Origin of the sequence: Pedobacter jeongneungensis (genome assembly GCF_039538295.1) — a bacterium.
In the GTDB taxonomy this organism is placed as follows: domain Bacteria; phylum Bacteroidota; class Bacteroidia; order Sphingobacteriales; family Sphingobacteriaceae; genus Pedobacter; species Pedobacter jeongneungensis.
Window position 1 is genome coordinate 257329 of record NZ_BAABBY010000009.1, and the last position, 11850, is coordinate 269178.

General features: G+C 36.2%; 17 protein-coding genes. 10 read left to right on the plus strand and 7 right to left on the minus strand.

Translation table 11 applies throughout. The annotated features are described in order from the left end of the window. Window positions 1-150 precede the first annotated feature (150 nt). From hemE to ABD769_RS18785, 5 genes are all read left to right on the plus strand, one after another. Window positions 151-1176, plus strand: coding sequence for a uroporphyrinogen decarboxylase (hemE, locus tag ABD769_RS18765; RefSeq protein WP_344852898.1), 1026 nt, complete (start codon window positions 151-153; stop codon window positions 1174-1176). 129 nt (window positions 1177-1305) lie between these two features. Next, window positions 1306-1485 (plus strand): hypothetical protein, encoded by a 180-nt coding sequence (locus tag ABD769_RS18770; protein WP_344852899.1) that lies wholly within the window; start codon window positions 1306-1308, stop codon window positions 1483-1485. Continuing rightward, on the plus strand, window positions 1473-1760 hold the full coding sequence (locus ABD769_RS18775) for a type II toxin-antitoxin system RelE/ParE family toxin (RefSeq protein WP_344852900.1): 288 nt from the start codon (window positions 1473-1475) through the stop codon (window positions 1758-1760). Before ABD769_RS18770 ends, ABD769_RS18775 begins: the two co-directional genes overlap by 13 nt. A gap of 20 nt (window positions 1761-1780) precedes the next feature. Further along, window positions 1781-2335: a CopD family protein gene (locus ABD769_RS18780; RefSeq protein ID WP_344852901.1), complete on the plus strand. Its 555-nt coding sequence runs from the start codon at window positions 1781-1783 to the stop codon at window positions 2333-2335. A gap of 146 nt (window positions 2336-2481) precedes the next feature. Then, window positions 2482-3639 (plus strand): hypothetical protein, encoded by a 1158-nt coding sequence (locus ABD769_RS18785; RefSeq protein WP_344852902.1) that lies wholly within the window; start codon window positions 2482-2484, stop codon window positions 3637-3639. Between the two features lie 34 nt (window positions 3640-3673). Here the strand turns inward: ABD769_RS18785 and ABD769_RS18790 are convergent, their stop codons facing one another. Beyond that, window positions 3674-4048, minus strand: a complete 375-nt coding sequence (locus tag ABD769_RS18790; protein WP_344852903.1) for a hypothetical protein — start codon at window positions 4046-4048, stop codon at window positions 3674-3676. Window positions 4049-4093: 45 nt separating this feature from the next. On the opposite strand from ABD769_RS18790, the gene ABD769_RS18795 reads away from it, so the two are divergent. The 3 genes from ABD769_RS18795 to ABD769_RS18805 all read left to right on the plus strand — a co-directional run bounded on the left by ABD769_RS18795 (window position 4094) and on the right by ABD769_RS18805 (window position 6349). Further along, window positions 4094-4663, plus strand: coding sequence for an RNA polymerase sigma factor (locus ABD769_RS18795; RefSeq protein WP_344852904.1), 570 nt, complete (start codon window positions 4094-4096; stop codon window positions 4661-4663). Next, entirely contained in the window at window positions 4644-5402 is a 759-nt protein-coding gene (locus tag ABD769_RS18800) for a hypothetical protein (RefSeq protein ID WP_344852905.1), read from the plus strand. The genes ABD769_RS18795 and ABD769_RS18800 overlap by 20 nt, the downstream gene beginning before the upstream one ends. Window positions 5403-5533: 131 nt before the next feature. Next, window positions 5534-6349, plus strand: coding sequence for an outer membrane beta-barrel protein (locus ABD769_RS18805; RefSeq protein ID WP_344852906.1), 816 nt, complete (start codon window positions 5534-5536; stop codon window positions 6347-6349). Window positions 6350-6439: 90 nt separating this feature from the next. Here ABD769_RS18805 and ABD769_RS18810 read toward each other — a convergent pair whose 3' ends face one another. Next, window positions 6440-6853 (minus strand): type II toxin-antitoxin system VapC family toxin, encoded by a 414-nt coding sequence (locus ABD769_RS18810; RefSeq protein WP_344852907.1) that lies wholly within the window; start codon window positions 6851-6853, stop codon window positions 6440-6442. Next, window positions 6846-7124 (minus strand): DUF6364 family protein, encoded by a 279-nt coding sequence (locus tag ABD769_RS18815; protein WP_187591535.1) that lies wholly within the window; start codon window positions 7122-7124, stop codon window positions 6846-6848. Before ABD769_RS18815 ends, ABD769_RS18810 begins: the two co-directional genes overlap by 8 nt. A 123-nt stretch (window positions 7125-7247) precedes the next feature. Here ABD769_RS18815 and ABD769_RS18820 point away from each other — a divergent pair, with 123 nt between their 5' ends. After that, a complete protein-coding gene (locus tag ABD769_RS18820; RefSeq protein WP_344852908.1) occupies window positions 7248-8240 on the plus strand; it encodes an ABC transporter ATP-binding protein in 993 nt (330 codons plus the stop codon). A gap of 181 nt (window positions 8241-8421) precedes the next feature. On the opposite strand, the gene ABD769_RS18825 is transcribed toward ABD769_RS18820, so the two are convergent. The 3 genes from ABD769_RS18825 to ABD769_RS18835 form a co-directional block, all read right to left on the minus strand. Further along, a complete protein-coding gene (locus ABD769_RS18825; RefSeq protein ID WP_344852909.1) occupies window positions 8422-9501 on the minus strand; it encodes a hypothetical protein in 1080 nt (359 codons plus the stop codon). A gap of 1 nt (window position 9502) precedes the next feature. After that, window positions 9503-9946, minus strand: a complete 444-nt coding sequence (locus tag ABD769_RS18830) for a hypothetical protein (RefSeq protein ID WP_344852910.1) — start codon at window positions 9944-9946, stop codon at window positions 9503-9505. Window positions 9947-10080: 134 nt separating this feature from the next. Further along, on the minus strand, window positions 10081-10452 hold the full coding sequence (locus ABD769_RS18835) for a hypothetical protein (RefSeq protein ID WP_344852911.1): 372 nt from the start codon (window positions 10450-10452) through the stop codon (window positions 10081-10083). A gap of 136 nt (window positions 10453-10588) precedes the next feature. Between ABD769_RS18835 and ABD769_RS18840 the strand changes: the two genes are divergently transcribed. Continuing rightward, window positions 10589-11149 carry a DUF4230 domain-containing protein gene (locus tag ABD769_RS18840; protein ID WP_344852912.1) on the plus strand — a complete coding sequence of 187 codons (561 nt, stop codon included), beginning with the start codon at window positions 10589-10591 and terminating at the stop codon, window positions 11147-11149. 239 nt (window positions 11150-11388) lie between these two features. On the opposite strand, the gene ABD769_RS18845 is transcribed toward ABD769_RS18840, so the two are convergent. Further along, window positions 11389-11748 carry a cupin domain-containing protein gene (locus tag ABD769_RS18845; protein ID WP_344852913.1) on the minus strand — a complete coding sequence of 120 codons (360 nt, stop codon included), beginning with the start codon at window positions 11746-11748 and terminating at the stop codon, window positions 11389-11391. Window positions 11749-11850 lie beyond the last annotated feature (102 nt).

Sequence of the window (11850 nt, forward strand, 5' to 3'; positions counted from 1 at the left end):
AGGTACTTCGTTTTTTTTTTATTCATACCTTTGCAAAATTAAATTTTAGCCCGGTCGTCATGCTGTCCCGAATATTCGGGATCAGCATCTTTCTTAGTTAGACCCTGAAATGAATTCAGGGTGACGATAACGCGACACCAAATACAAATCATGAAGAATAACTTATTTTTAGACGCAGCATTTTCAAAACAGACCGAACGTCCACCAGTATGGATGATGCGCCAGGCAGGCCGTTTTATGCCACAATATTGGGAAATTAAAAACAAATACTCTTTTTTAGAGATGTGCAAAACTCCTGAGATTGCGGCTGATGTAACGATGTTGCCGGTTGATTTGCTGGATATTGATGCGGCGATTTTATTCTGTGATATTTTGGTAACCGGAGAGGCTATGGGTGGTGATTTAAGTTTCACTCAGGGCGTTGGTCCTAAATTTGCAAATCCTGTACGCACGGCTCAGGATATTGAAAACCTAAATGTTGATTGTTTAGATGAGTTACAATATGTAGCTGATGCGATTAAAGTGATCCAACAGCGACTTGACAACAAAATTCCATTGATTGGTTTTGCTGGTGCACCTTTTACAGTAATGAGTTATTTAATTGAAGGAGGTTCTTCTAAAGATTTCAAATTAACCAAACTTTTTATCCATAACCAACCAGAATTAGCACACAAACTTCTGGCGAAAATTGCAAAAGTAACAGCCGATTATCTTAACCTTCAGATTGCGGCTGGCGTTAACGCTGTCCAAATTTTCGACAGTTGGGCACTTGCTTTATCATGGAATGATTATCAGGAGTTTTCTCACCGGTATATTCAGGAAATTATTGCCAACCTCAATAGAAACGACATCCCGGTGATTTCATTCTGTAAAGGAAGTTCGGTTTTTGCACCGATTATGGCAGAAGCTAAACCAGATGTAATTTCGGTTGACTGGAACGCTGATTTATTAAACATTAAAAATGCTTTGCCAGCTGGTATTGCGGTTCAGGGAAATTTAGACCCACATATTTTATATGCCGATAAAGCGGTAATTAAAGCACAGATCCATAAGTTGTTCGAGCGTATGCGCGGTACCGAAGGTTTTATCTTCAACTTAGGTCATGGTATTATGCCCGATATTCCTTTCGATAATGTGAAATATGCAATTGACGTAGTGAAGGAGTTTAGGTATTAATAGTCTGCTGATTTATTTGTATCTTGTATAAAATAATTTTCAAATGAAACCAGACGGGCATATCACTTAGTATCAGTGAAAGATATGTTCACAATAGATCATTAGTTTCAAAAAACAAATTATATTCTGATGAAAAAAACAGAAATTATAGATGCACTGAAAGAAATGCCAGATGAATTTTCTGCCGATGAACTAATTGAGCGGATATTGTTGCTTCAAAAAATTGATTCCGGCTTGCAACAGGTTGCTGAAGGGAAAGTACTTTCTGAAGAGCAGGCTGAGCAAAAATTAGAAAAATGGCTAAAATAGTTTGGACTGAAATTGCTATTGATGATTTAAATAACATTGCAAATTTTCATAGTCAATATTCTGATCGTTTTACTTCTGCGTTAATCAAAAAGCTGTTTAATAAACCAAATGTATTAAAGGAAATGCCGGAGCTGGGCAGAATAGTTCCTGAAAGAGATCATGAATCAATCCGCGAACTTATAGAAGGAAATTACCGTATCATTTATTTTTTCGATAAACAGATTGATCTGGTAGAAATACTTACTGTTCACCACTCTTCACAGCCATTTCTTTAGATTCGTATTAAGTTTTATAAATGATAGAAACCCTATTGCCATTTTACCAATATTTTAAAGCTGTACACATTGTGTTTGTGATCAGCTGGATGGCCGGTTTATTTTATATTTTAAGTCTTTTTATTTACCACACTGAGGCAAACGATAAACCTGAACCCGAAAAAAGTATCCTGCAGAAACAGTTTGTTAAAATGGAGGCTACTTTATGGAAAATTATTGCAACCCCGGCTATGATTATTTCTGTTCTGGCCGGTGCATCTATGCTAACTTTAAATTCTGGTTTGCTACAAATGGATTGGATGTGGGTTAAACTGGGTTTTGTGGTTGGTTTACTCATTTATCATTTTATCTGCCAAAACATTGTTAAGCAGCTTAAAAATAACCAATACAAGCTAACTAGTTTCCAATTGAGGTTATGGCGCGAGCTGGCTACCATTTTTATGATCGCAATTGTATTTGTAGTGATCTTAAAAAATGCAATTAACTGGATTTATGGCCTAATCGGTATCATGGGTGTAGCCATGGCCATTATGATTGCTGTTAAGCTGTATAAGAACTATCGTTTGAGAAAATAGGTTAAAAGCTGAATGACTAAAGCAAAATGAAACTGTGCTCATTGTTTGCTTTTCGTCAACTTGTACAGTCCTCCTGATACTTGATAACCGGTACTTGATAATTTAATAAAAAACTATCCTAAATTTGGGCGATAAAATCCAAGCTCATGTTTATAACTACAGGTCTGAAAAAGACCTTACTCTTAATAACTTTTCTTTTTAGTTCTTATTTTGCTTCTGCCCAGTTCAATCAATCGGCTTTTGAAAACCGGATTCGCCCTGATAGCAGTTTAACAAACGAAGTTCACTTCAACTTTTACAATTTAAACTACGTCCGCAATTACGAGTACACCAACGATTTTCATGATGGCTATACCTTGTACGGAACGCAGTTGCAACCGCAAATTGTTTATTATGCACACCCTAATCTGGCCATTACCGCAGGGGCTTTTATTAGAAAGGATTTTGGAAGAAACGGGATTTCTGATGCTAAACCTTTGTTCAGTGTTAAATACCACAAGCGAAACCTTACTTTGATTTTTGGTAGTTTAGAAGGAAATATTCAGCATAAATATATTGAGCCATTATACGATTTCGAAAGAACCATCACTACGCCGATTGAATATGGAACGCAATTATTGGTAGAACGTAAGAAATTTACCTTGGATGCCTGGATTGCCTGGCAGAAAATGATTTATAAAGGTGATCCTGCCAAAGAAGAAATCATTGGTGGTTTATCAACCGAAAGTTTCTTAATTAAAAACGACGATTGGAAATTAAGTATTCCAGCACAGTTTTTGGCTTTCCATCAGGGCGGACAAATTGACGTTTTAAAAGAAATTCCGATTACGACCATGTTTAACGGTGCAACGGGTATCAAATTACATAAAGACATTAACACCAATATTAAACAAGTATATACCGATAATTACATAGCGGTTTATAAAGATTTTTCGCCGGATAAAAGAAGGGCTTACCAGGGCGGTTTTGGCTTGTGGTTAAACGCCGGGGTAGAAAGTAAATGGGGAAGCCTGGTTGCTTCTTACTGGAAGGGCAATAACTTTATTTCGATTAAGGGGATGCCGCTGTACGAATCAGTCTCCGATAATTTGTATAGTCCGGGCTTGAGGCAGAGCTCGAGGAACATTGTTTCACTGCGTTATGCTTACCAAAAAGAACTGATCCCACATTTATACCTTGATGTGCGTTTCGAACCGCATATCGACCTCGATCATACCGATAAACAACTTCAGTTTAATCACTCGTTCTTTTTGACCTATAAACAGGATTTTAAATTGTTTAAAGTGAAAAAGGATGGAAGGTAGAGGGCAGAAAGGTGAGAGGTAAAAGGTGTAAGGTTTAGGGTATTAAACCCATACTCGATTTCAAACCTCTCAGGTTTTCAAAACCTGCGAGGTTTTTTATTTTTAAACTGTCCCTAATTTCTAAACCCGATAGCAGTGGAAATCCTTTTTTCCGCAATACCTTCAATATGCTGTCATGCTGAGGTACGAAGCATCTGCAACCGATGGAAAAGCTTCTTCGTTCCTCAAATGACAGAAGTATAAAAAAGATTGTAACGAATAGCGGGACTAACACTTCAAAAATGCTTCTGCCTTTGCTTTCCAAATCAAAATTTATATCTTTCTGAAAATTTATTTTAATTGTATCCGTCTGATAATCAATATATCTTATTCTGATTTTAACTTTATTTAACTTTTTTCTCTCCTCCATGCAACCATTGTTTGTAATCTGCCATCTTCTATATACAAACACACAATGAAATTGACGCGAAGCTATACGATAAACGATTTGATGGAAGGCTGCAAGGCTGGCGACCGGAAGATGCAGGAGCTGCTTTATAAGCAAACTGCCTCGAAAATGCTGGCCGTTTGCATGCGCTACGCCAAAGACAGGATGGAGGCAGAAGATGTGCTGCAAATGGGTTACATCAAAATCTTTCAAAAAATAAAAGAGTATAGGGGCGATGGCTCTTTTGAGGGCTGGATCAGGAGGGTAATGGTTAATACCGCGATTGAAAGTTACCGTAAAAATTTACGCAGCTTAAACGTGGTAGAAATTGATGAAGCTTACGAACAACCCTCAACCGGATTCGATTTTGGTACCTTGGGCATGCAGGACCTGATGAAGGCAATACAGAAACTGGCCGATGGTTACCGCATGGTTTTTAATATGTATGTAATAGAAGGTTATTCGCACAAAGAAATTGGAGAAGCGCTTGGCATTTCGGAAGGGGCAAGTAAATCGCAGTTATCGAGAGCAAGGACAATATTAAAGGAAGAAATTATAAAAATGGAGGGATTTGGTTATGCAACCTATACGGGATAAGGATTTTGATCAGTTATTTAAGGATACTTTTGCCGATGCAGAAGTAGCCCCATCAAGGGATTTATGGAGCAATATTGAAAGTGAAATAACACCTAAGAAAAAAAGGATTGTTCCGGTTTATTGGTTATCGGCAGCGGCTATTTTGTTGATTGCTACCATCGGGATTTTGGTTTATCAACAACAAAATAATACCCATGAAACTAAACAACTGGCCAGTAACACCGTTGAGAAGCCAAAGCAAGTGGTGGAGGAACCAGTTGTGAAAGATCAGCTCCCTGCAGTTGTAGAACCGGTTAAAGTGATTACGCCGATTTCGCCAGTAGAGGCTAAACCAGCAAGGGCTATTGCTAAAACAAAGGTTAAACAAGATGTTGCCAAACCTGTTGAAAAACAACGGATGGTTACAGCGCCAGAAATGCAAAAGCAGGAAACCATGATTGCCCAGGTTGAAGAACCTAAAAAAGATATTAAAGCACAAATTGATGCCGCTATTTTTTCGCAGCCTAAAGTGGATATGGTAACGGCAAGTAACCCAACAACGGTTAAAACTGATGAACCGGTTAACGATAACGAACAAAGTAATAAAGGCATCCGCAACATGGGTGATGTAATTAACATCATTGTTAACAAAGTAGATAAGAGAAAAGATAAACTGATCCAGTTCCGTACAGATGATGATGATTCTTCTTTATCATCCATCAATATCGGGCCTTTTAAAATTGGTAAACGGAAGAAATAGCAGTTTTCAGTTAACAGTGTTCAATTAACAGTTTTTAGTTATCAGTAGCTAACATTTCAACTTTATAACATTCAATATATAAACATTACAACCTTCCAACTTTCAAACAATAAAATAACAAGCACACAGATATGAAACGTCTAATATTTACAGCACTTATGGTAAGCGGACTTGCCGGTGTTATGGCTCCAGGAGCTTTTGCTCAACAAGATACGGTTGTTAAAGATACCGTGATTAAAAAGAAAGCAAAATATACTTTAAACATTGGCGGTGGCAATTTGATTACGAAAAGTTCAGATTCTTTGGATAAAGCAAAAAAAGGCCGCTTTGTAGGAGGAATTACCTTCACCAGGATTGATTGGGGTTTCTCGAGGTTAATCGATAACGGAAGTTTCAATTTATCACCAAATAACGATTTTTTGGATTATAAAGGAGGTAAAACCAGTACTTTCTCTTTTGATATCTTACAGTTTGGCTATCGTTTTAACTCTAACTTTAAGGTTTATGTGGCTGGTGGTTTCGACTGGACATTGATTCGTTTGAGAAAAGACATTACCATCGCTAAAAATTCTAACGAATTTGTTTATACCGATCAATCGCCGGTACATTTCTCTAAAAACCGTTTCTCTAGCAGTTATGTGCATATTCCGTTAAACTTCGAATTCCGCACCAACGAAAATAAAAATGGGAAGAGATTCTATTTAGTATTAGGTCCTGAAGTTAGCTTTTTGTTAAACGGAAAAATTAAACAGATTAGCGAAGAGCGTGGTAAAGAAAAACAATACGACAGTTACCACTTCCAATCGGTTCGTTACGGAGGTACAGTGAGGTTTGGTTATGGAGGTTTAGGTTTGTTTACCAAATATTATTTCAACGATATGTTTACGACCTCTCAGCAAGCTGGCTTAAAAAATATGAGTTTCGGGGTTACTTTCGGATTAAACTAATACCCTTAAATCCCCTAAAGGGGACTTGATTACGACAGCACACAAATAAAACAGATCCTGTTTCGGTTAGGCGAGACAGGATTTTTTGGTTTATAATGTTTTTAAAAACATTATAGGTGTTAGCACGCTTAGATTACTCTTTTTGTAGTCTTTAATATTTCTTGTAACTATAGCATTAATTGATCCATGGTTTTCAGCCGAAAAATTTTGGAGCGCATCTTCGAAATCTGTGAACTCAGAATCAATAGCTTTAATAATAGCATTTTTGTCTATTGTTATCACGTCTAAGAAAACTAACAGCTGTTTAAAATCGGCCATAATCGTTTTGTGTTGGAAATGCTTCCTTAGAATATAATAAGTATTTGATATTATTAAACCTGTTACAAATCCTTTTACCTGTCTTTTTTCACAGGCACTTAAAATTTTAATAGATTCATCAAGAAATGGTTTTCTTTGAAGAAAAAAGTCGAGGAGTATGTCAGAGTCAATAATAATATTACTCATTGTCCCAATATTTTTTATATTTCTCGTCTCTAATTTTTGATAATTCCTCTTTATAATCATAGTCTTTTGGTAAGTCTACTTTTGAACGATTCATCATCAATGATTTAACTATAGGAGACAGCTCATCATCCTTGGTCACTTCTTCCTTTTTGGTTACAGCTTTTAAATAATTCTCTACGACTGCAGATAAACTTCTTCCTTGCTGTTCTGCGTAGGCCTTAGCATGTTTGATAACAGATTTATCTATAGTTAAAGTTAGCTTGGTGTTCATATTATCTATAATTGACGTCTTTATATAAATATACAAATATATAAATACATATTTATACGTGCAAAAATAAAATATAATACACGTGTAATTTTTATCGCTCCACCTTTTTCTTATCTTTACCACGTGAGCAATATCCTAATCAGCGTTAAAAATTTAACCAAACAATATCAGGCAGAACAGGCCGGCGGCATTAAAAATGTAAGTTTCGACATTAAAAGAGGCGATGTAGTGGCCATAATTGGCGAGAGTGGAAGTGGGAAATCAACCTTGCTGAAATCCATTTACGGGTTGTTAAAAACTGATGAAGGCGAAATCTTTTTCGAAGATCAAAGGGTTAAAGGTCCGGATGAACAACTGATTCCCGGCCATAAGCAGATGAAAATGGTTACACAGGATTTTTCGCTGAATATTTATGCAAAAGTGTACGATAACATTGCCTCACAATTATCGAACACCAACCTGAAAACCAAAGCTGAAAAAACACTCCAGATGATGGATCACCTCAGGATATTACCCTTGCAGCACAAAAAAATCATTGAGTTGAGTGGCGGAGAGCAGCAGCGTGTGGCCATAGCTAAAGCCATGGTAGCCGATACGCAGGTTTTACTCTTAGATGAACCATTTAGTCAGGTTGATGCGCTGTTGAAAAACCAGCTGCGTGCCGATATCAAACGGATTGCTTCCGAAACCGGTGTTACTGTTATTTTGGTTTCACACGATCCTGCCGATGGTTTGTTTCTGGCCGATCAGTTACTGATCATAAAAAATGGCGAACTTTTACAGACCGGAAAACCAGCTGAAATTTACCAGTATCCCAAACATATTTACACTGCCCAGATTTTAGGCAATGCGGTAGTTTTACCAAAAGCAGATGCCGAAAAAATCGGTTTAAAAACTGAAAAAGATACTGTTGTTTTTTATCCTGAATGGGCTGAAATCAGCAGTAACTGGAGCAGCAGACGTTTTGAAATAAAAGATGTGTACTATAAAGGCTTTTATGATGAACTGTTGTTAGAAAGGAATGGTGTTAACATCCGTGCCATACAGTTGAACAGGGGAGAGCATAAAAAAAACGACCACGTTCAAGTGAACATTAGTCGTTTTTTAGAGTTTTAAATGTGATTATAATTTCAGCTATTTTTGTAAAAGTTATAAGTATAATTATAACTTTTTAGTATATCAACGGATACATTATGTTTACGTCCCCTATTTTTTAATGTGGGAAAATTAGTACATAAAAAAAACAACCACTTTCAATTGAACATTAGTCGTTTTTTAGAGATTTAAAGATTTTTAATTAAGGATTATAACTTAAACTAAATTCTACCGATGTTGTAGGAAGATTGTCTGTATTAATGATTACATCGTGATTTTCAAGAATAAAGGTAAAATAAGTATTTTTGTAGTTTTTAGGTACTGGAAAGTATTCTCCCCTAGTAGGTCTTCCCACACCATTCCAAGGTTCATGTATTGATAATTCTACTCCGTTTGAAACGTATAAATTTGGAATAATGCTACTTAAGTTAACGTGATATCCAATCCCGTTAGAATTGGATAACCATTGATTAGGGCTGATAATTATTGGTCTAACAACTGTTCCACCTCCACCTACCAGAGGTTGTTCGACGCTTATATTGTACGCTTCTCCAATTCTTAGATCTCTAGGAACATTTTCATAAGCAGCAGTATACCTACTATCCTCTTCATAAGGCATTTCTACAATTTTAATATTCCTCAATCTAAAAATGTTGTCAATAATTACTTTAGGATCAACAGGTGAGGAGTCAAAAAATATTTTTAGAGCACTTCGATTTTCGAGTGGTGAAAATTTTACACTATAAGTTTTCATCTCGAAGGCAATAGCCGGATCAGCAATTAATTTAGAATACCTTCCTACGCTTTTTTCTACTGGAGAATAAGATTCTTCGCATGGATTTGAAGCAGTTGTTAGAATTTGAGGGTTGTTTTCTAACTTAAACCAGAAAACGGCATTGTAATGATCTTTGGGTACAACCCAATTATTCCAGTTATGATCATTCATTCCATATATTTCTACTAAATATGTTTTATTAGCCAGAAATGGATATTCTACTGAGACTACAGCATTGGTACGCTGCCCTGTTTCAGTATTTCCCCAAGCATATAGACTTAAATCCTTCGGTGCGTTCCATGTGTATAATGTCCCTCCAACTGTTCTTATATTGTAGCCATTAACCGCAACCGGATTAGGTCCGAATCTATTATATGTTGAGCAGCCACTATTATTAAAAAAATCAGGATTATAGGTGATTTTATTGAACTCGATAAGAACTTGAGGAAATGCTGTTTTTGAAAAAATTAGTAGAATTAACAAGGCTAAAATTTGTATTCTTTTCATCTTAATCCTTTTTATAATAAATAATTTCAGTTCTCAATCCAGATTCTTCATTGCTTATATTTTTTAAAATTAATTGGCTATTATTTAATTTTAAAATTTCATAATGTTGTAAAACGCCAAATCTTAAATATTCTAATGTAATGGATTTGTCAGATGTAATGATACTGTAATCCCAGCTTTTGTAATCTACGTTAACCTGATCAGCTGTAAATTTATAGGCAGGAATATAAAATTTAACCTTATCAGAACTATCTACCCTGGATATTTCATGATTTTTTTTGTCAATAAATGACGTTTCAATCTTTGTTGGATTCCAAGCTCCAATAAGAGCAGCTTTTTCAATTTTCTTGTCAGGTTTCTCCTGATTCAATTTTTCCTGCTTTTTGCAAGAGGTTCCAAACAGAAGGAGTGGAATTACCCACGCGATTAAGTATTTATTATTCATAGTAGTATTTTTTTCTAAATAACTACATTATTAGTAATAATACAAGGGCTATATCAAAATAAGGAATTAATGTAAAAAAAAAGGGCACTTAATATCTGTGAATATTAAATGCCCTTGTAAAGTGATATTATTTATTACGTTACATTTTCTGCAGCAACTAAAACAACTTTTATTCTAACAGGTGTTGTTGGAAGCGTTGTTCTGCTAATTGAGACTCCGCCAATATGAGCTTCATAATCCATATCACCGTATGGCAACTGATAATAATTATTATAATTTGGAGTCGCTGAGTAAATTAATATTCCTTCATCATAGAAATTAATATCATCAATTTCCGGAATATTTAAATCTAGATAATATTTTCCATTTTCAAGTACCCATTTATTTGGAGTTACATCAAACACAACTGTTCTATTTGGAGCTGTTTGTTGAACAAGTGTTTCTTTCTTGCAAGAAGCCAGACCTAGTGTGGCAATGCAAAGCATCAGGATGGTAAGTTTTTTCATTTTGATTAGTGTTATTTGTGTGTGTGATATTGGTATTACAAATCTTCTGCCAAAAAAATATTAAATCAGAATTATGGATTAATTATTGTGCAACGGATTAAATACACAACATGTTGAACCCCGATTTTTTTATGAAATGAAGATCTTTTTCCGTCTCTTACCCTGGTTAATTTTAATCGTTGCCGGGTATTTATTTATCTCCAAAAAGTTTAGTATCAATACTTCCGTTGAAAGCAAACATCAGCTTCTGGTAGAGAAAATCGAGACCATTGGCAAACTGGAGCTGGTGAGGTACCAGATTAGCGATGTGTTGGAACATAAGAATAAAACCGATTTTTTGCCTGAAGCCAGCGTTTTATTGATTGTAAAAGCTGAAGCGGTAGGTTGTATCGACCTTACGAAAATTACCCGCGAAGATATTAGCATCGATGCGGACACTGCTGTAGTAAATTTACCACAGCCCGAAATCTGCTATGTTAAAATTGACCACAAAAATTCACGCGTTTACGATACAAAGATGGCTTTCTTCCGCGAGGCCAGTTTGGTAGATGAAGCTTATAAAGCTGCTGAAAGACAGGTAACTGCCGAAGTTAAAAAATCGAGTATTTTAGCGCAGACTAAAACCAATGCCACAACTGTGCTTAAACCAATTGTTGAAGGCCTAGGATATAAAAATGTGAAGTTCACTTTTGAGTAGGGTAGAAGGTGTAAGGTTTAGGGGGGTAAGGTTCCAAGCGATCGTCAATAGATTTCGTCATCTCGACTGAAGCAAAGCGTAGTGGAGAGATCTATCTCGAGATAGATTTCTCGACTTCGTTGCACTTCGCTCGAAATGACGACAAGGGAGTAGACTTCCGAAGTTTGCCGGTGCCGGGCATGTGCATAGGAGAAACTTTGGAAGTCTTGTGGCTTCTGCGAGAAGACCCTAAAATAAATTCAGGGTGACGTAATTAAAAAATCTTCTCTATGCGGGCTAAAAATATCAACTAATAATCCGGCTTCTAAACATACCACACCATGAAAAACATTTGATGGCGCGAAGAAAACATCGCCTTCATTCAGGATTTTCTTATTATCGCCCATGCTTACTTCAAAACTTCCTTTGGCAACATAACTCATTTGCAGGTGCGGATGATTATGAATTGAACCGATGGCGTCTTTTTCAAATTCTACCTTCACCAGCATCAGATTGTCATCGTAAGTCATAATCTTGCGTTTTACGCCTGCGCCTAAATCTTCCCAATCGATATCGCTGTCGGAAATTAAAGTTTGGTTGTTGAGGTCTTTGAAGTTCATTTTTTATAAGTTCTATTATAAATAAAGCGTCATCTCGATTGAAGCAAAGCGTAATGCCCGCCTGCATCGGGCAGGGAGAGATCTGTCTCGAGATGGATTTCT